Genomic DNA, 26,163 nt, shown 5'->3' with positions numbered 1-26,163 from the left:
TTGGATCTTAAGAAATACGGGTGATGTGAGTGTTGGTAGTGATTCGTGGAAATTCAGGCTCAGGCAAAAGCACGATCGCGCGCATGCTTCAAAGCAAACTCGGGAAACTTACCGCGGTGCTTCAGCAGGACCACTTTCGCAGAGTTATTTACCATGAGCGCGAGCAGGAAAGCCTAGCTCACGCAGACCTACTCGAAATTGCTGCCATACATTGTCTAAATCGTGGGCACAATGTAATCCTGGAAGGGATCTTTAACGCCTCCCGATATGGGGGCATGCTGGCAAGAGTTGCAGGGCATACTTCCGATGCCAGATTTTATTCATTTGACCTCGCTTTCGAAGAGACTGTCAAACGACATTCGACGAGGCCACAATTTACTGAGTTCAGCGACAAAGATATGCGAGATTGGTACCACGGATGGCAACCTCTTTCGTTTGTATCGGGGATGCGGATTGTTGCTGACGAAACTCCTGAGCAAATCGTCGAACGCATTCTGCAGCGTCCCGTCCGTTAGGAGTGACTTCTTCCCTTCAGATGTTCCGCAAGCCGGCCCTGATATGGGACGCTTTTCAGCTGGCTATCAGTGACTTAAAAACTATGGGGTAGTAATAATTCCTGATTCCCGTATACCCTGCCCGAGAAAATGCCCGGTGAAGGAACCTTATACGGACGCCATCTCCACCATCCTTATTAGCGGGCGAGAGGGTTATCGATTTGCTCGAGCGAGTGCGGTTTGAGGAGTCTATGCATAGAACCATGGAACAGCATGTCGCAAACGTTCGTTGTTGGCTCAGCCGCAGGGTTTCACGGATCAGACCAGATTGGTGGCTGAACTGACTAGTTCAACGAGGTTGCTGGGAAAAAATGTCACAGCCTCCGTCTCTAGCTCTTCCGTTGACCACCAGCGGTATTGCGTCATGGCCGCTCGTTCTAGGTCCGTCCATCCATTGCGGGTTAGCGACAGCCTGTCGGTGCGGGCAGCGAAGTAATGCTCGACCTGAGACAGCGGCTCTCCGTGATTTAAGAAGTTGGCATCGCGTCTATGGAATGGCCCGACCAATTTAACGTCTACTAAACCTGTTTCCTCGCAAAGTTCACGCTTAGCGGCTTCCAGCAGCGATTCTCCTGGCTCAACCCCACCGCCAGCAGTGAACCAAAAGCGTTTGGTATCTGAAGAGTCAGATAGATCGCGTCCTTCGAACATCAGCACTCGGGATGACTCGGACAGTAAGAGAATGCGGACGGCAATTCGAGACGAGCGGGACATATTACCTAAGCTACTTCACGACATTAGAAAATATTCCTTTTTGCTCTGCCCAGCTAGATACCAAAATGACCGATTTCGATCTCACAGTTTCCTCCACCGATACGCCCAAAGAACGCTGCCTGCCCACCGGCAAGTACATGGGCCTGTCCTGTGGCAATCCAATATAGCTCCATGCGCGTGGGCTTCTCGATATCGTCATGGTTATTCCGTCGCCCCACTTTTCAGGCAGTTCAGTATCACCAGCAGCAAGGTGGGAATAATGCTGTACATGAATCGCGGCTGTATATGGGTGCGTATCATATTCACCCGTCAGGTCAACAGCTCATCCTTCGGGGTGGAGCTTTGAACGATCTGGCATATGTAATCTGCATTTCCTAGAATCTGACCGACTGGCCGCAGCGGGTTCGTCCCTGCAGGTGCGAGGCTCAAGGCCTTATGTCTTTTCGGGCCACCACGCAAACTCGAAGAGCCTCTTTGAGCGATGGATGGCATCGCTCTAGTCCCGAGCGTTCGGTATTCCACCTAAACTGTCCGCCGGGCTGACTACTGTCACTAGTGATTCGAATACATGTTCGAATAGAATTGACGGTGCGGCAGTTAGGAGTCGAGCGTGGGCATGTTTACCGAGGGGATTGAGGTTACCTGCACTCCCGCCGGGCTGCCATTGCGTGTGCGGTGGCGCGGACGGGAATATCGCCTCATTGCCCAGCCTTATCGCTGGTTCGAGCGGCGCAAATGGTGGGAAGAAGGCCTGCGCGTCCCGCGCGGAAGTGGCGGCGGATTGGCGGATTACGAGGTCTGGCGACTGCAGCTTGGCCTGGGTTCAGCCACTGGCGATGGGGTGAGTGTGGATGTAAGTTTTGATCCGCAAACCACACGTTGGCGCTTGATTAAAGTGCATCAGGAGCTTCCGGCGAGCGCCTGAGTAGTGCACATGCTTAATGTTCGAAATTTTGTTCTAATATTGTTCTGAAAAGTTTCGAAGGATTAGGCGCTCATGAGTTTCACCCACCTTAATGTCAGCTCGGCATATAGTGCGCACTATGGGGTGGACACCCCTGAGCTGCTCGCTGCGCAGGCCAAAGCTGAGGGCGCGGTGGCCTTGGGGCTCAGTGACCGCGATGGGCTTTATGGTGCGGTCAAGCATGTAGCTGCTTGCCTGAAGGAAGCTTTGGCCCCGATTTTGGGAGTGAACCTCGCGGTATTGGATCGGGAAGGAAAAAGTACCGGGCGGATTATTCTGCTTGCTCGCGGGCAGGTGCGGGGTGCTGGGTATGCGGCGCTCTGCCGAGTGGTCAGTGCCGCGCACCGTAAGACGAAAACGGTTGGGTTGAGTTATCAGCAACTGCGCGAACACCTAGCCGGTGGGCAACTGATGGTGCTCTTGGGTGCCGAGTCCGAGGTGGGACGCTCTATTGAGCAACGTAAATACCAGCGCGCCCGGCAACAGCTGCAGTTCTGGCGCAACCTGGCCGGCGGGATGCTCCGCGCAGAAATCACCACCCATCTCTCGGCCGAAGGGGCACGCTACTGCTTAGGGCACGCCAGCAAATTCCTGCGGCTTGCCCACGAGATGGGCATTGAAGCAATCCTGAGCAACGCCGTCCGTTATGCCGGGCCCGATGGTGCGGTCACCGCCGATATTTTGGACTCGGCACGGGTGTTGAATAGTTTGGATGCGCTCACCGAACTGCAACCCACCGGCCAGGGCTGGCTCAAATCCCCACAGCAAATGCACCGGCTGGCCGCGGATATCGGCCGTGTCACCGAACGTAGCTGGGGGCTGCGGCTGCTACGTTCCACCGAAGACCTCGCCCGCTGGGCGATGCTCGATCCCCACACCGATCTGGGTTGGAAGCAGCCGGTAATCCCCGAACACCGTGTTATCGGTATCCGTGGCGATGCCCAGCATCAGTTGACGCAGCGGGTGCAAGCCGCCGTGTCGCGACTGCTGCCCGATGCCGATGCCACACAGGTTCAGCGCCGTCTTGATCTGGAACTAGGAATCATTGGCCAGCTGGACTTCGCCGGCTACTTTTTGACCGTGGCCGAAACCGTGAAGCTTATTACCCAGATGGGGGTGCGCGTCTCGGCCCGCGGCTCCGGAGCCTCCTCGCTGGTGAACTTCCTCTTGGGGATCAGCCACGTGAACCCGTTGGAACACGACCTGGTGTTTGAACGCTTCCTCTCCGCCACCCGCACCACCCTGCCCGATATTGATATCGACGTGGAATCTGCGCGCCGCCACGAGATCTACCACAAGATTTTTAACACCTTCGGGGCCGAACGGGTCAGTTTGATGAGCATGCAAAACGCCTACCGGGCCCGGGGCGCGGTACGCGATGCCGGAGCCGCCCTGGGGGTTGAGCAGGAGGAAATTGATGAGATCGCCAAACAGCTCTGGCGATTTTCCGCCTCCTCCTTCCGTGAGGCGCTGGATGACAAACCCGAACTCGCGCTGTTGGCGCAACGGATCAACGGTAATAGTCGACTCGATCAGCTGGTGGATATCACCGAACGGCTGGACCGGCTACCGCGGCATATTTCCATGCACCCCTGCGGGGTGATCCTCTCCGATGCCAGCCTGCTGGACCGCACCCCGGTGCAACCCTCGGGCATCGGGTTACAGATGAGCCAATTCGATAAGCACGATATGGATCTGATGGGGTTAATCAAACTCGATGTGCTCGGGGTGCGCATGCAATCCGCCATCGCTTACACCCTGGAGGAAATCAAACGGATCCACACCACCAAGCAGGGGGTCGCCCGCGCCGGGGGACACCGCGATGACAGTTATATCGACGCCGACGGGCACATCGACTTCAGCAAGGTGCCACTGGATGATGAGATCACCTTCGAACTGATCCGCTCCACCCACACCTTGGGCTGTTTCCAAATCGAATCCCCGGGCCAGCGCGAACTGATCGGCAAACTTGCCCCTCGAGAGTTCAACGACCTGATCATCGACATCTCCCTCTTCCGCCCCGGGCCCATGCAATCAAACATGGTCAAACCCTATTTGGAGCACCGCCACGGCTTCGCCCCGGCCCAATACCTGCACCCGGACCTGATCCCTGCGCTCGCCGAAACCCACGGGGTGACGGTTTTTCATGAACAGGTACTGCGCATCCTTCACGTGATGACCGGCTGTGACTTGGGGATGGCCGACGTCTATCGCCGGCTACTGGGAAACCCGCAGCGTGAGCCGGAAGTGGAGAAGATCTTCCGCACCGAAGCCACTAAACGCGGCTACAGCCAAGACGTGATTGACCGGGTTTGGCAGGTGCTGGCCGGATTCGGCTCCTTCGGGTTCTGCAAGGCCCACGGGGCCGCCTTTGCGGTACCCACCTACCATTCGGCCTGGCTCAAAGCACACCATCCGGAGGCCTTCTTGGCCGGTATCTGGGAACACGATCCGGGTATGTACCCCAAACGACTACTGGTTTCCGAAGCCAGACGGATGAACATCCCAATCTTGCCATTGGATGTGAACCGCTCCACCGGACATTACCGAGTCGAACGTGTTTTCGACTCCACCGCGCGGCAGGCCCCCCAAGTGCCACGCGCCCAGGGCACGGTACGTCCCGGACAATACGGAATCCGCCTAGCCTTCCGCGAGATCCACCAAATGAGCGAACGCGAGGTACAACGCCTAGTTGCCGGGCAACCCTATGATTCACTGGCCGATGTGCGCCACCGCGCGGGACTATCCCGACGCACCTACCAAAACCTCGCCGCCCTAGGCGTGTTCGATTCGCTACTCACCGGAACCAGTCGCGCCGACACCATCGCCCACACCCGTTCCATGGGGCATAGCAGCCTGCCGGCACGCTACCGCCCCGGGGAGGGACAACTGGCCCTACCCCTAGGCAACCTTGAAACCATCAAAGCCAGCGGAACCGAACTCAGCCCCAGCGAAAAAGTCCGTACCGAACTGGACCTGATGCACCTAGATGTCAGTGAGCATCTGATCGAGTCCTATAACCAGGTACTCAAACACCTACCCATGACCCGTGCGGTAGAACTACTGAACCTGCGCAACGGCAGTGAGGTGCTGGTCGCCGGGGTACGCGTGGCCACCCAAACCCCACCGATGCGCGGCGGCAAACGCGTGGTGTTCATTTCGGTGGACGACGGAACCGGCTGCATCGATGCCACCTTCTTCGACGATGTCCAACAACGCACCGGGCCCTTACTCTTCAACACCCGGATGCTGCTCATCCATGGCGCCACCCGACGCACCGGCCCCCGCGGCATCTCCCTGCAAGCACTGAACGTCTGGGATCTCCACCAGCCCGAGACCTGGCCAGCCAGTACCTATCTCGACGATCCGCAACGGCCACACGCCCGCGGAATGCGAAAGGCCGAACCAATCACCGAAACCCTAGGGCAACTGGCCAAACGCATGGATGCCGAAGGCCTGGATCAGCGTGGGGCATAAATTCAGGGTGAGCAATAGGCGTTGCATACCGACACTTACTGATAGAACGTGAACACCGATACTTCAGCGCCACCCGGTGACTGCTAGCTGAGACCCAAAACTCTGACCGGGTTACCAAATTTCTTAGACACCTATAGGTTCTTGCTCGACCCAGTCAAGACTAAACGATCCCCGGGCAGCGATTTCTGGTAGCTAAAAAGCGACAAGATGCTCCTCGGCTCAGACCGAGCTCACCCGCCCATCGGCTTCGATCACGAACGTCGGATTATGCACGAAATCCCAGCGGAACCCATCCGGATCCGCCACGCAGGCGCTAGTCCCGCCCCAAGACTGTTTGGTCGGGGCAGAGACGGACGACGCTCCAGCCTCCAACGCCCGCCGATAATGCACCTCCACCTGAGCAGCATCGCGCACATTGTGGCCCAAAGCAATCGGCGGACCGAGCGGTGAATGACCCACCTGCCCATACTCACTGGGCATCTGCTCCACATCCCACAACGCCAACATCAGCCCATGACCAGCACGCACAAAAACAATCTGCAGATGAGCCGGCTGAACCAACTCAAAACCCAAACCCTCGGTATAGAACTTCACAGATACCGCCACATCACGCACGCCCAGGGTAATCGCACTGATGGTCGGCGGGGCAACTTTGCTCATACACCCAGCGTAGGGAGACCCACGCCGTGGCGAAAGAGCCACTAGACGCAATTTGGTGCCTTCCCCCTGCAGTCACCGCAAGGGGAAGGCACCAAATGAACGGCGGGCACGCTAGAGATAAATCGACTGAGAATGTGGCTCGAGTCCTTGCCGAGCACTTTGCGCACGATCCCAACGCAGCTTCCGCTTCGCTGCGCTCGCGCTCGCCGTGGGACTTGGTGTTGCGGCTGCTGCACTCCAGTCAGCCGGGTGCGGGATCGAACGGATATGCGAACTGCCCCAGGCGGCCAAGGCTGCCAACGTCGTGAGCAGGGCAAAGAGCGTTACCGTGGGCGCTAACCCCAGTAGTTGAATGCCGGCACCGGCACTGACCAAGCCCACCGGCAGTGCCAGCATCGCCATCAGCATCATCACCGAGTTGGCTCGACCCATCAGATCCCGTGGCACCAGAGCCATGAAGTATCCACCGATCGCCGCGTTCAGCGCCGGAACACTGAGGAACGCTGCGGCCAACATCAGCCCGAGCCACCACAATTGCTCACCGGCCGCCAGCAACAGCAGGCAGAGACTTAGCGTGCTCAATGACAGGCACGCCAGCACGCCGGTGCGCACCCGATCAATCAGCCATCCGGCAGCGAACGAGCCGAGTAGTAACCCAACCCCTAAGCTGGCGGTCACCAGGCCGATGCTGATCGTGCTTTCCCCACGTTCTCGCAGCCCGTAAACCAGTGCGGTCATCACCCCATTGGTGCCCAGATTGACGGCCACCATCAGCCACAGGATGGTTCGTAGCTGCGGGCGGGCGAAACACCAGCGGATCCCCGAGACAATCCCTTGCGCGCTGGGCTGATAATCCGGTTCGGCTGCTGCCTGACGCTCCGCACGGGCCAAAGCCGGGGCCAGCTTGCGGCCAAAGAAAGCCGTCAGCAACTGGAAACAGGCGATAAAGGCTAGCGTCGGAGCCGCGCCCAAGGCCATCAGTAACCCACCCAAGGGTGCCCCGCCGAGACTGAGCACCGCATCACGGCCCTGGTTTGCGGCCATTGCCCGACCCAGCTGCGTTGGGTGCACAACATCCTTCAGCGCTGCATCGGTGGAGCTGGAAAATAGGCCGCCACGTAACTCCAATAAAACGTGGCCTAGGCACAGGATGGTTGCGCTGAGCCTACCGATCCAAGAGATCAGCGCCAAGCTGGCGGTCAATGTGGCGGCGATCAGACCACCCAGCATGATCAGCCGGGCTCGGTTGCCGCGATCGGCCAGCGAGCCACCAAGGAGTAGCAATCCGATGCGCGCCAGCGAGCCGATGGCCGCCAGTGCTCCGGCCTGAGCCGCGGACCCGGTCACCGCCAATAAGAGCAGCGGAATGGCGAACCCGTACACCGAACCGGCCAACAGCGCCGAGGTGTCGGCGCACCACCAATTACGGTAGTCACGCTGCCGGCGCAGCGCAGGCTGCACACAGGGGGTTGCTTCCACGGGGGAAGCAGCGGGGGCTGGGGTTGTGGTCATGGCTCAAGACTAGACCCGCAAATATTATTGCGCAATAGAATTTGCGCAATAATATTTGGGCGATTGCTATGCTGGGCGCATGAGCACTAATGAGTCGCTGGTCACGTTCACTACGCCAATGCTGAAGGCCATTGCCAACCCCTTGCGTAGGCAGATTCTGAACACCCTCTCGGCCATGGGATCGGCTCGGGCCGCAGACCTTGCCCAAGCCCTAGATATTCCGGCGAACAAGGTCAGCTTCCACTTACGTGAACTGGCTAAGGCCGAAATGATTACCGAGGATCCCGAGCTGGCTCGGGACAAGCGCGATCGTGTGTGGACGACGGTTGCCCCGGCCTATACCACCGGTGAGGCTGGGGCGCGGGAAGATGATCCTTCCGGTGTGGTCATGGATGCCTACCTCGGGCAGATCGCACATGATGAGCAGCGGCGCCTACACGCGGCCATGCTCCACGGGGGACGCCACTACTCCGGAGAGGAACCGGGTGAGGCCAAGGCCCAGCTGATGACCAGCGACCTGATGCTCACAGTGGATGAAATGCATGAACTGGTTCGCCGCCTGGAAAAAGTCATCCCGGCGTTCCGCGAGGACTTGAAGAATGGCGCAGTGGAAAGCTCTCAGCCCGCCTCGGACCGCGAAGTCTGGCACGTTATGACACTCATCAATGCCGAATCGTTGTTGAACGAATCACATGAGACTACTCAATCGCCACAAAACCCAAGGTGAACGCGCATCCCAGTGAGCTGCTGAACTAGACTGGAGCGTGGCTGGCTGTGGCCAAGGTATGCCGCAAGCTATGAAGCCATTTTCGTTACGAAAGGTAGAACCCGATCTCATGAGCGAGCAGCTGACTCTCACCATCGATGGCGAGCAGGTACAGGTGGACGCGGGGACAACCGGTTTGCAGTACTACGCCGCGGATAAAGACGTCATTGTGATGCACGTCGACGGCGTCTTACGCGACCTGGCCCGCGAACTGGAAGCTGGAACCACCGTCACCCGCGTCACCATTACCGATCCGGAGGGGTTGGAGGTGCTGCGCCACTCGACCGCACACGTGATGGCTCAGGCCGTGCAGCAGCTGCGCCCGGACTCAAAGCTCGGTATCGGTCCCTACATCACCGACGGCTTCTACTTCGACTTCGATGTCGAGGAGCCGTTCACCCCAGAAGACCTCAAGCAGCTGGAAAAGATGATGCAGAAGATCATCAACCAGAACCAGCTGTTCGTGCGCCGCGAAGTTTCCCCTCAGGAAGCCAAGGCCGAAATGGCCAACGAGCCGTACAAGTGTGAGCTGCTGGCCAAGGCCGACTCGGCCGACACCTCCGGCGAAGGCGTCACCGTTGAAGTGGCCGCCGGCGAAACCACCATCTATGACAACGTTGACCGCAAGAGTGGCGAGACCGTCTGGAAGGATCTGTGCCGCGGTCCGCACCTGCCCAACACCAAGCTGATCAAGAACGCTTATGCGCTGACCCGTTCGGCTGCCGCCTACTGGCTGGGCAGCGAAAAGAACAAGCAGCTACAACGCATCTACGGCACCGCCTGGCCAACCAAGGAAGACCTGAAGGCCTACCAGGAGCGCCTGGCCGAAGCCGAGCGCCGCGACCACCGCAAGCTGGGCGCCGAGCTGGATTTGTTCTCCTTCCCGGATGAGCTGGGCTCGGGTCTGCCGGTGTTCCACCCCAAGGGCGGCATCATCAAGCGCGAGATGGAAGACTACGTGCGCGACCGCCACGTAGAAGAGGGCTTCCAGTACGTGGGCACCCCGCACATCTCCAAGGACGGGCTGTTCCATACCTCGGGCCACCTGCCGTACTACGCGGACACCATGTTCCCGCCGCTACACATCGACGAAGAGCGCGATGAGGAGGGCAACATCACCAAGCAGGGCCAGGAATACCGGCTGAAGGCGATGAACTGCCCGATGCACAACCTGATCTTCCGCGGCCGCGGCCGCAGCTACCGCGAACTGCCGCTGCGCTTGTTCGAATTCGGTCACGTCTACCGCTATGAGAAGTCCGGTGTGGTCCACGGTCTGACCCGCGTGCGTGGTTTCGCCCAGGATGACTCGCACTCCTATGTCACCAAGGAGCAAGCCCCGGCCGAAGTCGAGCACCTGCTGAACTTCATGCTCTCGCTGCTCAAGGACTTCGGCATGGACGACTTCTACCTGGAGCTGTCCACCCGCGATCCGGAATCGGATAAGTTCATCGGCACCAACGAACAGTGGGAAGAAGCCACCGCCGTACTGGAACGGGTGGCCACCGAAACCGGCGTCGAGCTGGTCGCCGATCCCGGTGGCGCCGCCTTCTACGGTCCGAAGATCTCGGTCCAGGCCAAGGATGCCATCGGCCGTACCTGGCAGATGGGTACCGTGCAGTACGACTTCAACCAGCCGGCCCGTTTCGGTCTGGAATACCAGGCGGCCGACGGCACCCGTCAGGAACCGGTGATGATTCACGCGGCGAAGTTCGGTTCCATCGAGCGTTTCCTGGGTGTGCTCACCGAGCACTACGCCGGCGCCTTCCCGGCCTGGCTCTCCCCGGTGCAGGTTCGCGCCATCCCGGTCGCTGAGGCCTTCAACGAGTACCTCGGCGAGGTTGTCGCGAAGCTGAAAGCCGAAGGGGTGCGCGTGGAGTTGGATGACTCCTCGGATCGTTTCCCGAAGAAGATCCGCAACGCCTCCAAGGACAAGATCCCGTTCACGCTCATCGCCGGTGGCGAGGATGCCGAAGCCGGAGCGGTCTCCTTCCGTTTCCGCGACGGGTCCCAGGACAACCAGGTGCCGGTCGATGTTGCGGTATCCCGCATCGTCACCGCGATCAGGAACCGCGAGAACAACAACTAGGTAACCACCACACCGAGGGGGTCAGGCATGGAGGACGACAACGATCAAAACGTCACCGACGATTTTGAGCTGGCCGGAGTGCCGGATTCTTTCCAACGGTTGTGGACCCCCTACCGGATGGCCTACGTCAAGGGCGGGCAGCACCAGTTCAAGGACCAGGATGACTGCCCGTTCTGCGTGGCCCCGGAGCGCGATGACGAACAGTCGCTGATCGTACACCGCGGTGAAACCGCCTATGTGTTGCTGAACCTCTATCCCTACAACCCGGGACACCTGCTCATCTGCCCTTACCGGCATGTGCCAAATTACGATGACATCACCGCGCAGGAAACCGCGGAGATGGGCGCCTTGGCGCAACAAGCGATGCGGGTGCTGCGTCAGGTGTCTAACGCGGCCGGGTTCAACCTCGGGATGAATCAGGGCTTGGCCGGGGGAGCGGGAATCTCCGCCCACCTGCACCAGCATGTGGTGCCACGCTGGGGTGGGGACGGGAACTTTTTCCCGATCATCGCCCAGACCAAAGCGATCAGCGCCTCACTCGATGAGGTGCGCCAACAGATCTCCGAGGCGTGGGCACAGGCCTAGGCCACCTGCCAGCGCGCCTCACACGGCCGCATTGCTCCCTAGGGTGGAGCAATGCGGCCGTGTTTTTTCTTCGCCAACCCCTTGGCCGCAGCACGCTTTCCAGCCTTAAACCGGAAGAAGGTTTGGGCGTATCCAAAAACTCTGCTAAATTTCTGCGATCCCTTGTTGACTAGGGTTTTTCTTGGCTTCTGAATGTTACGTCATATAGCTCAATCGGGTGATAGCTCACCCACTTGGTGTTTGTGACGCAACACCTAAGGCTTTTGTTACGCCGCATCCTACGATTACTGGCGTAGCAGAACCCTCAAGGAAAGGACGCACACCAATGTCGACCCCAGAAAACACTCCCCAGGTTGGTTCCGATCGCGTGAAGCGCGGAATGGCTGAAATGCTCAAGGGAGGTGTGATCATGGATGTGGTGACCCCCGAACAAGCGCGGATCGCCGAAGATGCGGGTGCCGTGGCGGTCATGGCCTTGGAGCGAGTGCCGGCCGATATCCGTGCGCAGGGCGGTGTCTCGCGCATGAGCGACCCGGATATGATCGACGGCATCATCGAGGCCGTGTCGATCCCAGTGATGGCCAAGGCCCGCATCGGTCACTTCGTGGAGGCCCAGGTCTTGCAGTCCCTCGGCGTGGACTACATTGATGAATCCGAGGTCCTCTCCCCGGCAGACTACGAGAACCACATCGACAAGTGGCCTTTCACCGTGCCTTTTGTGTGCGGTGCCACCAACTTGGGCGAGGCTCTGCGCCGGATCAACGAAGGCGCGGCGATGATCCGCTCCAAGGGTGAAGCCGGCACCGGGGACGTATCCAACGCCACCGGGCATATGCGCAAGATCCGCACCCAGATCGCTCAGCTGCGTGCCCTACCAGAAGACGAACTGTACGTCGCGGCCAAGGAGCTGCAGGCCCCATACGAGCTGGTCAAGGAAGTTGCCGCCACCGGTAAACTGCCCGTCGTGCTCTTCACCGCCGGCGGCATTGCCACCCCGGCGGATGCGGCAATGATGATGCAGTTGGGGGCCGATGGGGTGTTCGTCGGTTCGGGCATCTTCAAGTCCGGCAACCCTGCCGAGCGCGCTCAGGCCATCGTGAAGGCCACCACCTTCTTCGATAACCCCGATGAGCTGGCCAAAATTTCCCGCGGACTGGGTGAAGCCATGGTGGGCATCAATGTCGATGAGCTGCCCCAGCCACACCGGCTGGCCGAACGCGGCTGGTAGGATTCAAGCAATCCGCGCCCATGCTACACCCTAGGTTGAGGTGGGCGCGGAGGAGCTTTCTTCCAGAAATTGCAGGATCACTTGGTTCGTTTCCGTGGGCTGTTCGTCGCTCAGATAGTGGCCAGCACCCTCGATCATTTCTAGTTTCACTTCTGGGCCGTAGCGAGTCGTCTGGGCAAAAACCTGCTTGACGATCGGCGGGGGAAAAGCACCATCCTGCGTGCCGAAACAGAAGAGCGTGGGCATCATGAAAAGTTGTTCACGGTAGACACCACGGGTAATTCGTAGTAGTTCGGGAAGCAGCATCCGACGACAAAGACAACTAATTCCCGAGGCCGTGGCTGGATCCCGCAGTAGCTCGGTATAAAGCTGCGTCACTTCGGCAGGCAGTTCTCTTGCGGCAAAATGTCCTAACAGCCAGCCCGGTAACGGCCCGTGACGTAAGAGCCAGGGTCCTAGCGCTGGAATGGCCAAGAGTTCTTGATGCCACAGTTGAGCCATCCCGGGCACCATGCGGATCGTGAACTGCAGCTGTGGGGGCGGTACCGCCAACAAAACTTGCGAAATGAACCTGTCCGGATGTTCTAGGCAGAGCTGATAAGCCGCAATCGACCCCAAATCGTGACTGACGAGGTGTGCGCGATCCAGTTCTAACCGGTCAAGCAGATCCAACACGTCCTCGCTGCGCCGAGTGCGGGTGAGTGCCGCGCTGGGCAGGTCGCTCCAAGCTTCACCACGTAAGTCCAGGGCTAGCACTCGAAAACCTGCGTCAGCTAGCAGCGGCATCAACTCTCGCCACTGCCACCACGACATACCCATGCCTGGGAGGAGAACCACCGGCTCACCAGCACCCACTGTGGCGAGGTGAATTTTTCCGTCGCTCAGCTGCACCCAGTGATGTTCGACCTGTGCAACCTGCGGCATCGAAAGCGTGCTTTTCATGATGCCCCCTAAAACGAAACGAGGTTCGTAGTGGGAACATTCTAGACCCGTCGTCGGGGAGAAAATAGCTTTCTTGATCCATGAATTTTCACCGCGATTTTTACCCCGGCCTAGCGAAGGGGTTCAGTATTGAACCGCCGGAGGTTCGGTCACGCAAAGATAAGCCAGAGATCGTTGACTAGCACGCGCTACAGATTGCCAATGCCTGAGCCGCCGCAGTGAGGGCTCCTCAGGCTGGGAGAAACCGGCTCCACCCGGCACCCCGGCGATGTTCCAGAACCCGCAGTAGCTACCCGCGACAGTCGGGGGTGCAAACAACTGGCAAGCCTGGCAAGAGCTGTGCATCAAATAACCCTCTGTGCAGTGAGCTTTCGGCGACTTGCCCATCCTGACACTGACGGTCTCGAATCAACCGATCAACTACAACAGATCGGGTGGCTCCCAAGAGTCCCGGCGGCACAACGACACTTGCTGCGCTGTGCTCCGGCTGAGGACTATGCGTGGTTGGTTCACGCGACCAGCTACCAGGAGAACGTCAAAACGCTGTCAGAGACAGCCCAACCCGCACCTCTGACGATGCGGGTTGGCCGAATTTAAGCTAATTCCAGGAGCGAAGCACGAGATGCCGTCCGCGTCCCAACAGGCGTAACCCGTTGGCGGAGAAGAACTCGGCACTGCGTGGCGTGGCTGCGGCCAGCAGTTCCTGCGGCTCGGTGTCATCCAACGGGTTCAACGGATTGATCATTGAACGCGACAGCCCGTGCAATAGCGCGGTTCCCACACCCTGTCGACGGTGGCTGGGGGAGACCGCCAGCGAGTGCACCATCAGTTGACCGGTCAAACCCTGCTGAACAAAGCCGCGGCCGACGATCTCGTTGTCCTCGGTACGCGCTGCCGCATGTTCGATGCGGCGCAAGGCCGGGTGTCCCGAGCGCAGCCCGGTTTCCTGATTTCGCCACAGGTTAGTGACTTCCAGTTCTTTCGCATCGGCCCCCGAGGCCTCCGGAACATTGGTACCTAGCCGGATCTTGCCCTTCCACTGTTCATGCGGAATGGCTAGCAATCCGGCATGCCAGGAGACCTGCGCATTATCGGTGAATCCGGCATCCAACAGCTGTGCGGCGGAGGCTCCGGAATTCAGCCAAGCCTCAACTCGGCGGGCGCCCAGCCGGCGTCCCTCGGCCAAGGCGGGGCGCAGCCCTGCGGCTTCCGGATTATCGGGGAAGAGCAACAGCAGCCGTTTGCGGACCGGTTGCCACACCCAGGAACACCCGTGGGTGGTGAAAATTTTGCCACCGGTGGCCACCGCTAACGCCTGGTGCCAGTGGGTCAGCGCATCCTGCGCCACAGCTATCGTCGTCATAATTAAGCCTTCACCAAACCTCGGCGCTGCAAGAGTGGCTCAACTTCAGCGGGACGGCCACGGAAAAGCTCGTAAGACTCCAACGGTTCGCGGGTATTGCCGCGGCTAAGTAGTTCGGCACGGAAACGGTCCCCATTGGCTCGGGTCAGACCCCCGTTTTCCACGAACCACTGCACGGTATCGGCATCCAGCACCTCGGACCAAATGTAGGAGTAGTACCCGGCAGAGTACCCATTGGCGAAAATGTGCTGGAAATAGGCGGTACGGTAGCGCGGCGGAATCAGATCCGGGTCAAAGCCGAAGTCCAGGAGCGCTTGGCGTTCAAAGGCCAGCGGATCCTCCACCCGCGTTCCGGGTTTCAGCGTGTGCCACGCCCAGTCCAACACGCTTGCGGCCAAGTATTCGGTGGTCGCAAATCCTTCGCCCCAAAGCTGGGCGGCGCGGATCTTGTCGATGATTTCCTGCGGCAGCGCTTCGCCTGTGTGGTAATGCACCGCATAGTTGGACACCACCTCGGGATGCATCAGCCACATCTCGTTTACCTGTGAAGGGAACTCGACAAAGTCACGCGGCACCGAAGTTCCGGCCAGCGAGGCATATTTGCCGTTAGAAAACAGCCCGTGCAGTGCGTGCCCGAACTCGTGGAAGAGCGTACGGGTTTCATCCAAGGTCAACAAGGCCGGCTGACCCTGCACCGGTTTGCTGATATTCAGGGTGTTGGTGACCACCGGTTGTTCGCCCAAGTCCGCTGCCGCATCACGCAGCGAGATCATCCAGGCCCCGCCCTTTTTGGTATCACGTGCGAAGAAGTCCCCGGCAAAGAGGCCCAGCGCGCTCCCGTCGGAGTTAAAAACCTCCCATACCCTTAAGTCCGGGTGGTAGAGCGGCAAATCGGTGCGTTCGCTGAAGCTCAGCCCGTAGAGACGGGTGGCGGTGGCGAACACGCCATCGTGCAATACCCGTTCCAACTCAAAATAGGGACGCAGGGCGGCGGAGTCCAAAGCGTACTTTTCGCGCAAGACCGCTTGCGAGTAGTACTGCCAATCCCATGGGTCGATGCGCTGCACTCCCGCGATCTCGGCCAGAGCTTCAGCCTCAGCGCGGGCATTGGCGGTCGCGGCCTGGGTGAGTTCGGTCAGGCGCTGGGCCACGGCGGCAGTATCCGGGGCGGTAGCTTGGGCCAGCGCGGCATCGGCGTGGGTGGCATAACCCAATAGCTGCGCACGTTCGGCACGCAAACGTGCCATCTCACTGGCCAAGGTCAACGTGGAATCATCATCTAGCCCGCGGCTGAGGGAAGATTCGTACACCTTGCGCCGAGATGCGGCCAGCTGCAGCTCTGCCATCACCGGCTGCTGGGTGGGGGAGACCAAGGTGATTAAAAATCCTTGCTCATGGCCCGCCCGGCGAGCTGCTTCGGCAGCCTGATCAATGGCGCTTTCGTCCAATCCGGCCAACTCTTCGACCGTGTCAAAGAGCACCGCATGCGCATTCATCGATTCCAGCGCGGCTTTGGAGAATTCACTGGAAAGCTGCGCGATCTGCGCGTTCAGTTCGCGTAGCCGCGTCTTACTCGCTTCGTCCAAGGTGGCCCCGGCCAACTCAAAACGTTTCAGGGTTTCGGTGGCCAGACGCAGATCTTCACCGCTCAGCGCACTGAGCTCCACCTGCTTGAGCCGGGTGTGCAAGGCGGCGTTTAGGTAAATTTCGTCCTCTTGCCGGGTGCCGATCCCGGTGATCTCGGCCTGCACGGCGAGCATCGACTCGGTGCCATGAGCCAACAACACGGTGAAGTAAGTGCTCTGCGCCCGACGCAGGATCTGTCCGCTGCGTTCCAAGGGCAGGAAACTATTGGCGAAACTGGCCGGTTCGGAGTTGTCCAGAATCACCCGGATTTCCTCATTCTGAACCGTGACACCGGTCTGCACGGCCTGAAGGTATTCATCGGCACCAAGTTTGGCGAAGTCAGGCCACTGATAGGGCAGTTCGCTGCGTTGCAAGAGGGGGTTGACCATAATCAAAGGTTCCCATATCTGCGCCGCGATATGCGGTATTTACGCGGGCACAGATTGCGTAAGCTGAGAAGCATGAAGCTTCATGTACTAGGTGTGGCCGCGCTCCTTTTGCTCACCGGATGTTCCACGGTGCCCTCCGCGGCGCCCACACCCGCCAGCAGCCCCAGCGCGAGCCCAACGCCAGTGCCGAGCGTGAGCCCCACCCCCGAGCCAGCCACTTTGTCACTGGCCGTCACCGGGGATGTGCTGTTGCATCCCACCTTGCTTGACGAAGCTGAACAGGGTGAGAACCAATACGATTTCGGCCCGCTGCTGGCCGGGCTTGAACCCTATATTCAGGACGCCGATGTGGCCCTGTGTAACCTGGAAACCCCAATCGGTGAACCGCCTTACCGCGGTTACCCGATGTTCACCGTGCCCCCGCAGATTGTCAGCGACCTCAAAGACGTGGGTTACGACGGCTGCACTACCGCCACCAACCACACGGTGGATGACGGCACCGCGGGAGTCATCCGCACCATCGACACTTTAGACGCGGCCGACATGTTTTTCACCGGCTCCTACCGCACCGAAGAAGAGTCCCAGCAGCCGCCGATTCTGGAAGTAAACGGGGTGAAGCTGGCGGTGATCACCTCCACCTATTCGCTCAATGGGCTCAGCGCGGACACCGATTGGCGAGTCAATACCGATATGTCGGCCGAGAGTCTGATCGCCCGGGCCGAGGCGGCGCGGGATGCTGGCGCGCAGATCGTGGTCGCCGCGGTGCATAACGGGGCGGAGTACACCACCGCACCCACCGCCGCGCAACGCAAACTTGGACGCGATTTGGCCGATTCACAAAGCTTCGACTTTGTGTACATGCATCACACGCACTCGGTCCAGCCCATCGAGAAACGCCGGGGGACCTGGATTGTGTATGGGCTGGGTAATTCGGTCGCCAAACACGCCACCCCGAATATCCTGAACCGGGAAGGAGTGAGCGTCAAAGCTACTTTCACCGAGCAGGCCGATGCTAGTTGGGAAGTGAGCGAGCTAGCCTGGGTGCCGCACTTCCTCACGGAATCTCCGGTGCGCTGGTGTCAGGTAGCCACCGAATCGACGTGTGTGGATCCCAAAAGCGCCGCGGCTTCCCTAGAGCGCAGCACTCAGACCATTGACGCTTACGATGCCATCGCCGATGGCCTACTTGACTGGGTGCCCGCCGCGCAGCGCCAGTAGCAGCACACCGCGCATCCAACTGTGGATGCGCGGTGTCGGTAGCTGACCGGCCGAGATTAGTGGCCGAAATTATCCGCATCGAGGTTGGCAAGCTGGCCGGTATCCAAGGAATTAATCCGCTCGATGTCCTCAGAGTTCAACTCAAAGTCGAAAATCGCCAGATTCTCTTCCTGCCGTTCGGGGCTGGAGGACTTAGCCGCCGCACCGATACCTTGCTGCACCAACCAACGCAACGCAATCTGCGAGGCCGACTTGCCGTACTTTTCGCCCAGCTCCACCAGCACCGGCTGTTCCAACAGGCCCTTGCCGCGGCCCAGCGGGCTGTAGGCCACGGTCCGAATATCATGTTCGCGGTGAAAAGCCTGCGCAGTGGGGTTCGCAAATTCGGGGTTCATCTGGATCTGGTTGACGGCCGGCTCTAATCCGGCCTTCAGCAGATGCTGCAGGTGAGTGGGTTTAAAGTTCGACACGCCGATGGCGCGCACCTTCCCTTCCTCCTGCAACTTCACCATCCCCTCGAAGGCCTCAAGGTAGGTCCCTTGATCCGGGTTCGGCCAATGGATGAGGAACAGATCGAGGTACTCGACGCCCAGACGCTGTACCGAGTTCTCCCACGCCTGCCGGGCACCCTTGACGCTATGCCACTTTTTGTTGAATTTAGTGGTGATAAAGACCTGCGAACGCTCTAGACCGGAGCGGCGGATCCCTTCGCCCACACCTTCTTCATTTTCATAGTTTTCGGCCGTGTCAATATGCCGGTAGCCCAACCGCAACGCGGACTCGACGGCTTGAGCCGCCTCGCCGCCCTGCATCGGCCAAGTCCCCAAAGCCACAGCCGGCATCTGCACCGCACCGGGCAACTCGAAATGGATCTGCGGCACGCTCATGGCTGACTCCTACCTCGTCGACGGTTCATGTTTTCAACCTACCAACATCCCGTCGGCTCAAGCCATGTTCGCTGAGCAACGTGACGCAGCACTATCCATTAGCAACGCGGATATCCAAAGGAAAGCCCAACGGTACGAACTTTTCCAACACACCGCCATAGCGCGGAGCAAGAACGCGGAGGCGCACTACGCTTAGACTCGCGCCACATTCGAAAGGCAGACCAACGATGCGCCATATTGGAGTGCTGGCCCTACAGGGGGACTTCCGCGAACATCTCACGGCTTTAGCCCGGCTAGGGGTGTGCACCACTGCTGTGCGCAGCCCCGCGGAGCTCAGCCAGCTGGATGGGTTAGTGATTCCCGGCGGGGAATCCACGGTGATCGACCGGCTGGCGCGTAGTTACGGTTTGACGGACCCGCTGCGCGAATTGATTGCTTCCGGGGTGCCGGTCTATGGGTCCTGCGCCGGAATGATCATGCTGGCTGACCGCATCGAAAATCCGGCCATCTCTGCTACCGGGCGCGTGCAGGAAAGCTTCGGCGGCATCGACATGACGGTACGCCGTAACGCCTTTGGGCGGCAGGTCGATTCCTTCGAATCTTCGCTAAAGTTCAACGGGATCGAGCTCGACGCAGTGTTCATCCGCGCCCCGGAAGCGGTGCAAATTGGGCCGACGGTGCAGGTGCTGTGCAGCGTTCCAGCTCAGCTGCCGGGGTTTCACGATAGAATTGTTGCGGTACGACAGGGAAATTTGTTGGCAACGAGCTTCCATCCGGAAGTTTCCGGCAGCAATGCCATCCACGAATTTTTCATTAATATGACGCGAGGAGACGCTTAACACCATGGCAGGCCACTCCAAATGGGCAACCACCAAACACAAGAAAGCCGCAATCGACGCCAAGCGCGCCAAGGCTTTCGCTAAGTACATCAAGGGCATCGAAGTTGCCGCCCGCACTGGTGGCCCCGACCCCGCCGGCAACCCGGCGCTGGAACTGGCCGTTTCCAAGGCCAAGAAAAACTCCGTGCCCAATGACAATATTGACCGCGCCGTCAAGCGTGGTGCCGGGCTGACCGGTGAGGTCATCGACTACACCGAGATTATTTACGAAGCCCGCGGGCCACAGGGTTCAGCCCTGTTGGTGGAGTGCTTGACCGACAATAAGAACCGCGCCGCCTCCGAGGTCCGCGTGGCCATCACCCGTAACGGCGGTACCGTCGCCGATCCCGGGAGCGTGAACTACCTGTTCTCCCGCAAGGGCGTGGTGCGGATGCCGGTTGGTGAACTCAGCGAGGACGACGTGCTGATGGCCGTGTTGGATGCCGGTGCCGAAGAGGTGCAACAGGTCGATGACCAGTTCGAAGTGATCAGCGAGCCCACCGACTTGCGGGCGGTCGCTACCGCGCTAGACGAGGCCGAGATCGAGTATGAAACCGATGAAATCGAGTTCCTGCCGTCGATGAAGGTTGACCTGGACGCCGAGGGCGCCCGGAAGTTCATGCGGCTGTTCGATGCCCTTGAAGAACTGGATGACGTGCAGAACGTGTACACCAACGCGGACATTTCCGAAGAGGTTATGGCCGTTCTGGAAGAAGACTAGGAAATACGGCGAACTTGACACTCCGTGTCGTTGGCGTCGACCCCGGACTAACCCGTTGTGGGTTGGCCGTGGTCGACGTCGAACCTAATCGCAAAGTCTCGCTGATCGACGCGTCCGTGGCGGGCACTCCGCCGGGCACCCCGCTTGATCGCAGGCTCCTGACAATATCCGAGGCCATCGACGCGTGGTTGGATCTGCATCAACCCGATGTCCTGGCCATCGAACGGGTCTTCTCCGCGGTGAGCGTCACCACGGTCATCGGCACCGCTCAAGCCTCCGGGGTCGTTATCACTGCCGCCGCGAAACGTAATATTCCGGTGGCTTTGCATACCCCTACCGAGGTGAAGGCCGCGGTGACCGGCAACGGGCAGTCCAATAAACACGCCGTGGGCAAGATGGTGGCCAAAATTTGCCGGCTGGATTCCCCACCGAAACCCGCCGACGCCGCCGATGCCGTGGCGCTGGCCATCGCCCACGCATGGCGTGGGGCGGCAGTCGGCTCGAACGCCGCGGCCAGCGCAGGCAAAGTTGGCTCCACCCAACTCACCAGCGCCCAGCAGGCCTGGATTGCCGCGGAGGCCTCGGCCAAACGTCGCGGCACACGCCGCTAATCGATATTCGTACATATATTCGATATGCTGGATGTAGCACAGCAACATCCCAAGGAGTGGCATGATCAGCTCATTGACCGGACAGGTCCAATCTCTCGGTTTGAACACCGCGGTGATCAACGTCAACGGTTTCGGCATGCTGATTAACGCCACGCCACATACGCTCTCCGGGCTGCGGTTAAACGAGGAAGCCACCGTGCATACCTCGATGGTGGTTCGCGAAGATTCGATGGCGCTTTACGGTTTCGCCTCGGCCGATGAACGCGAGGTCTTTGAGGTACTCACCTCGGTTTCGGGGATCGGGCCGCGCACTGGGCTGGCCATATTGGCGGTTCATACCCCAGAAGATGTGCGTATCGCCGCCAATTCCAAGGACACCGCGGCCTTCACCAAGGTTTCGGGGATCGGCCCCAAGGGAGCCAGTCGAATCGTGCTAGAGCTCAACGGCAAACTTGTGCCAACCGGCGCGCAAACCAGCGGCACCGGGCCGGCCCCGGCCGCGGCAGGGGTCTGGGAATCGCAAGTGATCGAGGCGCTGACGGGCCTGGGCTGGACCGAAAAGGACGCCAAATCCACCTTATCGAAGCTGGTGAAGGCCTCCCCGGAAGTTGTCGAAACCGGAAACGTTTCCGAGATCCTGCGTGCGGCGCTGCGCAGCATGACCACCGGCACTCGCGCCCGATAGGATCAGCACGTGAATGATTCCCCCCGCCTCACCGATGCCGGCTCCGGCACCGAAGAACGAACCATCGAAGCGGCCCTGCGGCCCAAGAACTTTGATGACTTCGTCGGCCAAGGCCGGGTCCGGCAGCAGCTTTCGATGGTACTGGAAGCTGCAAAAATTCGTGAGCGGACCGCCGATCACGTCCTGCTCTCCGGTCCGCCGGGGTTGGGCAAGACCACGCTGTCGATGATTATTGCCTCGGAGATGAACGCGCCACTGCGCATCTCCTCGGGCCCGGCCATCCAACACGCCGGAGATCTTGCTGCGATCCTATCTTCACTGACCGAGGGTGAAGTGCTCTTCTTAGATGAGATTCACCGGATGAGCCGGCCGGCCGAAGAAATGCTTTACATGGCCATGGAAGACTTCCGCGTGGACATCATCGTGGGTAAGGGCGCCGGCGCCACCGCGATTCCCTTGGAACTGCCACCTTTCACGCTGGTGGGGGCAACCACCCGGGCGGGGTTGCTGCCCGGACCGTTACGTGACCGTTTTGGCTTCACCGGCCACCTAGAATTTTATTCCTCACAAGAGCTGGAGCTTGTACTACGGCGTTCGGCGATGATGTTGGATCTGCGCGTGACCTCCGCGGCCTTCACCGAGATTGCCTCGCGTTCACGCGGTACCCCGCGTATTGCCAACCGTCTGCTTCGTCGCGTGCGCGACTGGTCGCTGGTCAATCGCCTCGAAGAGATTGATCATCGCGCCGCCAGCGCCGCACTGGATATGTATGAAGTCGATGCCAGAGGTCTAGACCGACTGGATCGTTCGGTGCTTGAAGCACTGTGCCAAAAATTCGGTGGGGGACCGGTGGGCCTATCCACCCTGGCCATCGCGGTAGGGGAAGAAACCGAGACCGTGGAAACAGTGGCCGAGCCCTATCTGGTCCGCGAAGGACTGATGGGTCGTACCCCGCGGGGACGCATTGCGATGCCTAGCGCTTGGGAACACTTGGGGCTCACCATGCCCAAGGATGCGATCTTCGCCAGTACTCAGAGCTATGAATCTGATGAGGATTAGTCTTCTGACCGCGTAAATGTTGCCACCTGTTCCTCGGGTGCGACTAGACTGTAGTGGCTCGTGCCTTGCCTCTGTTAGAGGCCGGTAGGGGCCACGCACTCTATTAAAACGACTTGTTAGCAGGTAAATTACGTGTACTCAGTGACCCTTGGCCAGGCAGCGGCTGGCGGCTTCAATCCTTCGTTGATCCTCATGGTAGGCCTGTTCGCAGTGCTGATCCTGATGATGATCCGTGGCCGCAAGAAGGTCAGTAAACAGCAGGAAACGCTCAAGGAAAAGACCGTTCCGGGCGCCAAGGTGATGACTAACTCCGGGATCTTCGGTTCCGTGGTGCGCATTGATGAGCAGGATCGGGTGGAGCTGGAAGTTGCTCCCGGAGTTGTCCTGACCGTTCACCGTCAGGCTATCGCCCAGTTCATCGAGCCCGAGGCTGCCGCTGAAAACATCGTGAGCACCACTGAAAGCCCAGAAGAGACCCTGCGTCGTCTGGACGAAGAGGACAAGGACGGACGTAACTAATTCGTCCTTGGCCCGTGAGGGCCACTGCCCGCTTCTGGATGAGAAAGCACACTAGATGTCATCAATTGGACCTGTAAAACAGGCGCGTAAGGCGATGATCTGGCTGTTGGCGTTGACCATCATTGCCACCGGCATTCTTGTTGCCGGTGTTGCTGCCGGTAAGACCAGCTTCGCCCCCAAACTAGCACTCGACCTCGAAGGCGGCACCCAGATGATTCTGGCGCCTCGGGTGAAGGGTGATGAAAGCATCGGCCAGGATCAGCTTGATCAGGCCGTAGAAATTATTCGCCAGCGTGTGAACGGCTCGGGTGTTTCGGAAGCCGAAATCACCACCCAGTCCGGCCGCAATGTCGTCGTCTCGATGCCCGGCACCCCGGATACTCGGACCCGTGAGCTGATTCAGGCTTCGGCGAATATGGAATTCCGTCCGGTCTTGATCACCGGGCCTTTTGAGGCTATCCCGGAGGAGCAGCGCACCGCCGCGGAAGAAATTCCGACCCCGGAAGGTGAACCGCAGGACCCTTCGGATACAAACTGGATCACCGCCGAGCTCTACCAAGAGTTTGAGGGATTCGATTGCCCCGCCGTCTTAGCGGAGCGCGAGTCCGAGGTGCATGACCCGGCCGAACCAATGATATCTTGTGATCCACGCATGGGCGTGAAATACATTTTGGGTCCGGTGGAAATCCCTGGTGAGCAGATCGCCGACGCCTACGCCCAGATGAGCCGCGGTGCTCAGGGCGCGGTGACCGGCGAGTGGGCCGTGGTGATCGAGTTCAACGGTGCGGGCAGCGATGCGTTCTCTGCGACCACCCAGCGTTTGATCTCTTTGGAAGGCTCCCGCAACCAGTTCGCCATTGTGCTGGATGGCACCGTGATTTCCGCGCCAACGACCAATGCGGTCATTACCGACGGTCGCCCGCAGATCACCGGTGGCTTCACCGAAGAAAGCTCGCAAGCCTTGGCCGAGCAATTGAAGTACGGTGCGCTACCAATTAGCTTTGAGATTCAGTCCGAGCAGCAGATCTCGGCCACTTTGGGTGCCGATCAGCTGCGCGCCGGTCTGATTGCCGGTGTGATCGGCCTGATCGTCGTGTTCATCTACTCGCTCTTCCAGTACCGGGCGCTGGGCCTAGTGACGATTCTGTCGCTGCTGGTCTCCGGTGTACTGACCTATCTGGCCGTGGTGCTACTGGGTTGGACCATGAACTACCGGTTGTCCCTCGCGGGTGTAGCCGGTCTGATTGTGGCCATTGGTTTGATCGCTGACTCCTTCATCGTCTACTTCGAACGTGTCCGTGATGAGTTGCGCGACGGCCGACCGTTGGCCGGTGCTATCGATGTGGGTTGGGGACGCGCGAAGCGCACCATTTTGGTCTCCAAAGCCGTGAACCTGCTCGCCGCGGTGGTCTTGTACATCGTGGCCGTGGGTAACGTGCGTGGTTTCGCCTTCACCTTGGGTCTGACCGCGGTGATCGACTTGATCATCGTCTATGGTCTGACCCACCCGTTGTTGGTGGTGCTCTCACGGACCAAGTTCTTCGCCGACGGACACCGCCTCTCGGGTCTGGACCCATCCCTGCTCGGCGCGGTGCCGCTCTACCGCGGTGCCGGTCAAGTGCGCCGCTTTGGTGAAAACGTCGACGCAAACCGCGGCAAGAAGCATGCCAAGGCCGGAGCCGAGGCAGCACGTCGCATGACCATCGCCGAACGCCGTGCCGCAGCGGCCAAGGGGGAGCAGGACAATGAATAAGCTCGCACAGTGGGGCAATCAGCTCTACACCGGCAAACGCTCCTACCCGTTTGTTCCAAAGCGTAGGCTCTGGTTCAGCATCGCGGCGGTACTGTTACTGCTCTCGGTTCTGGTTCCGGTGGTCAAGGGTGGCTTCAACCTCGGCATCGATTTCCGTGGTGGATCCGAATTCACCGTCTCGGCGGTGCAAAACACCGACATCACCATCGGTGAAGAGGCTGTGGCTACCGCGGTACCTGGCCAGGAGGCCACGGTCACTAATATTGCACCGAACACTATGCGGGTGCAGACCGAACGGCTGGACGATGATCAAACCCTGAGCATCGCCGCGGAACTAGCTTCCGCCTACGGGGTCAGCACCGATCAGGTGACCAGTACCTTCATTGGCCCAACCTGGGGCCAGGACGTCTCGCGTCAGGCCCTGGTGGGCTTGGTAGTCTTCGTGGCGCTGGTGACCGTGCTGATGGCCGCATACTTCCGTACCTGGAAGATGTCCGTGGCCGCGGTGATTGGTTTGTTGACCGTGATTGTGTTGACCATGGGAATTTATAGCCTCTCCGGCTTCGAAATCACCCCGAGCGCGATCATCGGCTTCTTGACCATTATGAGTTACTGCCTCTACGACACCGTGGTGGTTTTCGATAAGGTACGCGAAAATACGCAGAACTATATCGAGAACAATGATCGCACCTTCAACGAACTGGTGAACCTTGCGGTGAACCAGACCTTGGTGCGTTCGATCAACACCTCGGTGGTGGCGGTGCTGCCAGTGGCCGCGATTCTGTTCATCGGCGCCTTCTTCCTCGGGGCAGGTACGCTCAAGGACCTGTCCTTGGCACTGTTCATCGGGTTGATCATCTCGGCCCTGTCCACCTTGTTTGTACAGGCTCCGATGTACTCCTGGTTGCGCCGCAATGAACCAGAAGTCATCAGCCAGAGTGAACGAGTGCTCAGCAAGCGTTAAAA

At 59.6% G+C, this 26,163-nt stretch carries 24 protein-coding genes; 16 read left to right on the top strand and 8 right to left on the bottom strand.

Annotation, left to right across the window (positions count from 1 at the left end; translation table 11 throughout):
- Window positions 1-83: 83 nt before the first annotated feature.
- Window positions 84-515 carry a hypothetical protein gene (locus tag ACQQZ8_RS08450; protein WP_431709402.1) on the top strand — a complete coding sequence of 144 codons (432 nt, stop codon included), beginning with the start codon at window positions 84-86 and terminating at the stop codon, window positions 513-515.
- 297 nt (window positions 516-812) lie between these two features.
- On the opposite strand, the gene ACQQZ8_RS08445 is transcribed toward ACQQZ8_RS08450, so the two are convergent.
- Both ACQQZ8_RS08445 and ACQQZ8_RS08440 read right to left on the bottom strand, forming a co-directional pair.
- Entirely contained in the window at window positions 813-1,268 is a 456-nt protein-coding gene (locus tag ACQQZ8_RS08445; RefSeq protein ID WP_431709401.1) for an NUDIX hydrolase, read from the bottom strand.
- 53 nt (window positions 1,269-1,321) lie between these two features.
- Window positions 1,322-1,486, bottom strand: coding sequence for a hypothetical protein (locus ACQQZ8_RS08440; RefSeq protein WP_431709400.1), 165 nt, complete (start codon window positions 1,484-1,486; stop codon window positions 1,322-1,324).
- 398 nt (window positions 1,487-1,884) lie between these two features.
- On the opposite strand from ACQQZ8_RS08440, the gene ACQQZ8_RS08435 reads away from it, so the two are divergent.
- Both ACQQZ8_RS08435 and ACQQZ8_RS08430 read left to right on the top strand, forming a co-directional pair.
- Window positions 1,885-2,193 carry a DUF6504 family protein gene (locus ACQQZ8_RS08435; RefSeq protein WP_431712162.1) on the top strand — a complete coding sequence of 103 codons (309 nt, stop codon included), beginning with the start codon at window positions 1,885-1,887 and terminating at the stop codon, window positions 2,191-2,193.
- Window positions 2,194-2,265: 72 nt separating this feature from the next.
- The gene (locus ACQQZ8_RS08430; protein ID WP_431709399.1) at window positions 2,266-5,709 is read left to right on the top strand and encodes a DNA polymerase III subunit alpha; all 3,444 of its coding nucleotides are present in this window, start codon (window positions 2,266-2,268) and stop codon (window positions 5,707-5,709) included.
- Window positions 5,710-5,928: 219 nt separating this feature from the next.
- Here the strand turns inward: ACQQZ8_RS08430 and ACQQZ8_RS08425 are convergent, their stop codons facing one another.
- Together ACQQZ8_RS08425 and ACQQZ8_RS08420 are read right to left on the bottom strand one after the other, a co-directional pair.
- On the bottom strand, window positions 5,929-6,369 hold the full coding sequence (locus tag ACQQZ8_RS08425) for a VOC family protein (RefSeq protein WP_431709398.1): 441 nt from the start codon (window positions 6,367-6,369) through the stop codon (window positions 5,929-5,931).
- 111 nt (window positions 6,370-6,480) lie between these two features.
- Window positions 6,481-7,881: an MFS transporter gene (locus ACQQZ8_RS08420; protein WP_431709397.1), complete on the bottom strand. Its 1,401-nt coding sequence runs from the start codon at window positions 7,879-7,881 to the stop codon at window positions 6,481-6,483.
- A 79-nt stretch (window positions 7,882-7,960) separates the two neighbouring features.
- Between ACQQZ8_RS08420 and ACQQZ8_RS08415 the strand changes: the two genes are divergently transcribed.
- The 4 genes from ACQQZ8_RS08415 (at window position 7,961) to pdxS (ending at window position 12,546) form a co-directional block, all read left to right on the top strand.
- Window positions 7,961-8,608: a helix-turn-helix domain-containing protein gene (locus ACQQZ8_RS08415; protein WP_431709396.1), complete on the top strand. Its 648-nt coding sequence runs from the start codon at window positions 7,961-7,963 to the stop codon at window positions 8,606-8,608.
- 109 nt (window positions 8,609-8,717) lie between these two features.
- Window positions 8,718-10,733 (top strand): threonine--tRNA ligase, encoded by a 2,016-nt coding sequence (gene thrS, locus ACQQZ8_RS08410; RefSeq protein WP_431709395.1) that lies wholly within the window; start codon window positions 8,718-8,720, stop codon window positions 10,731-10,733.
- Between the two features lie 27 nt (window positions 10,734-10,760).
- Window positions 10,761-11,318: an HIT family protein gene (locus tag ACQQZ8_RS08405; protein ID WP_431709394.1), complete on the top strand. Its 558-nt coding sequence runs from the start codon at window positions 10,761-10,763 to the stop codon at window positions 11,316-11,318.
- A 325-nt stretch (window positions 11,319-11,643) separates the two neighbouring features.
- Window positions 11,644-12,546 carry a pyridoxal 5'-phosphate synthase lyase subunit PdxS gene (pdxS, locus tag ACQQZ8_RS08400; protein WP_431709393.1) on the top strand — a complete coding sequence of 301 codons (903 nt, stop codon included), beginning with the start codon at window positions 11,644-11,646 and terminating at the stop codon, window positions 12,544-12,546.
- A 30-nt stretch (window positions 12,547-12,576) separates the two neighbouring features.
- Here the strand turns inward: pdxS and ACQQZ8_RS08395 are convergent, their stop codons facing one another.
- The 3 genes from ACQQZ8_RS08395 to ACQQZ8_RS08385 form a co-directional block, all read right to left on the bottom strand.
- Entirely contained in the window at window positions 12,577-13,488 is a 912-nt protein-coding gene (locus ACQQZ8_RS08395; RefSeq protein WP_431709392.1) for an alpha/beta fold hydrolase, read from the bottom strand.
- 598 nt (window positions 13,489-14,086) lie between these two features.
- Window positions 14,087-14,851 carry a GNAT family N-acetyltransferase gene (locus tag ACQQZ8_RS08390; RefSeq protein ID WP_431709391.1) on the bottom strand — a complete coding sequence of 255 codons (765 nt, stop codon included), beginning with the start codon at window positions 14,849-14,851 and terminating at the stop codon, window positions 14,087-14,089.
- A gap of 2 nt (window positions 14,852-14,853) precedes the next feature.
- Complete coding sequence (locus tag ACQQZ8_RS08385; RefSeq protein WP_431709390.1) at window positions 14,854-16,866, bottom strand: M3 family metallopeptidase; 2,013 nt, start codon at window positions 16,864-16,866, stop codon at window positions 14,854-14,856.
- 72 nt (window positions 16,867-16,938) lie between these two features.
- Here ACQQZ8_RS08385 and ACQQZ8_RS08380 point away from each other — a divergent pair, with 72 nt between their 5' ends.
- Window positions 16,939-18,084, top strand: a complete 1,146-nt coding sequence (locus ACQQZ8_RS08380) for a CapA family protein (RefSeq protein WP_431709389.1) — start codon at window positions 16,939-16,941, stop codon at window positions 18,082-18,084.
- A gap of 56 nt (window positions 18,085-18,140) precedes the next feature.
- On the opposite strand, the gene ACQQZ8_RS08375 is transcribed toward ACQQZ8_RS08380, so the two are convergent.
- Complete coding sequence (locus ACQQZ8_RS08375; RefSeq protein WP_431709388.1) at window positions 18,141-18,971, bottom strand: aldo/keto reductase; 831 nt, start codon at window positions 18,969-18,971, stop codon at window positions 18,141-18,143.
- A 227-nt stretch (window positions 18,972-19,198) separates the two neighbouring features.
- Here ACQQZ8_RS08375 and pdxT point away from each other — a divergent pair, with 227 nt between their 5' ends.
- The 8 genes from pdxT (at window position 19,199) to secF (ending at window position 26,161) form a co-directional block, all read left to right on the top strand.
- Window positions 19,199-19,810 (top strand): pyridoxal 5'-phosphate synthase glutaminase subunit PdxT, encoded by a 612-nt coding sequence (gene pdxT, locus ACQQZ8_RS08370; protein WP_431709387.1) that lies wholly within the window; start codon window positions 19,199-19,201, stop codon window positions 19,808-19,810.
- A 4-nt stretch (window positions 19,811-19,814) separates the two neighbouring features.
- Complete coding sequence (locus ACQQZ8_RS08365) at window positions 19,815-20,570, top strand: YebC/PmpR family DNA-binding transcriptional regulator (protein ID WP_431709386.1); 756 nt, start codon at window positions 19,815-19,817, stop codon at window positions 20,568-20,570.
- 14 nt (window positions 20,571-20,584) lie between these two features.
- Window positions 20,585-21,181, top strand: coding sequence for a crossover junction endodeoxyribonuclease RuvC (ruvC, locus tag ACQQZ8_RS08360; protein ID WP_431709385.1), 597 nt, complete (start codon window positions 20,585-20,587; stop codon window positions 21,179-21,181).
- Window positions 21,182-21,242: 61 nt separating this feature from the next.
- Window positions 21,243-21,866: a Holliday junction branch migration protein RuvA gene (gene ruvA, locus ACQQZ8_RS08355; protein WP_431709384.1), complete on the top strand. Its 624-nt coding sequence runs from the start codon at window positions 21,243-21,245 to the stop codon at window positions 21,864-21,866.
- A gap of 9 nt (window positions 21,867-21,875) precedes the next feature.
- Window positions 21,876-22,925 carry a Holliday junction branch migration DNA helicase RuvB gene (gene ruvB / locus ACQQZ8_RS08350; RefSeq protein WP_431709383.1) on the top strand — a complete coding sequence of 350 codons (1,050 nt, stop codon included), beginning with the start codon at window positions 21,876-21,878 and terminating at the stop codon, window positions 22,923-22,925.
- A 132-nt stretch (window positions 22,926-23,057) separates the two neighbouring features.
- Entirely contained in the window at window positions 23,058-23,444 is a 387-nt protein-coding gene (gene yajC / locus ACQQZ8_RS08345) for a preprotein translocase subunit YajC (protein ID WP_431709382.1), read from the top strand.
- Window positions 23,445-23,499: 55 nt separating this feature from the next.
- Complete coding sequence (gene secD, locus ACQQZ8_RS08340; protein ID WP_431709381.1) at window positions 23,500-25,197, top strand: protein translocase subunit SecD; 1,698 nt, start codon at window positions 23,500-23,502, stop codon at window positions 25,195-25,197.
- The gene (gene secF / locus ACQQZ8_RS08335; protein ID WP_431709380.1) at window positions 25,190-26,161 is read left to right on the top strand and encodes a protein translocase subunit SecF; all 972 of its coding nucleotides are present in this window, start codon (window positions 25,190-25,192) and stop codon (window positions 26,159-26,161) included. The genes secD and secF overlap by 8 nt, the downstream gene beginning before the upstream one ends.
- Window positions 26,162-26,163: the final 2 nt, after the last annotated feature.

It is taken from the genome of Glutamicibacter uratoxydans (assembly GCF_050753455.1).
GTDB classification, from domain to species: domain Bacteria; phylum Actinomycetota; class Actinomycetes; order Actinomycetales; family Micrococcaceae; genus Glutamicibacter; species Glutamicibacter uratoxydans_A.
This window is presented reverse-complemented; position numbering and strand designations above follow the sequence as displayed.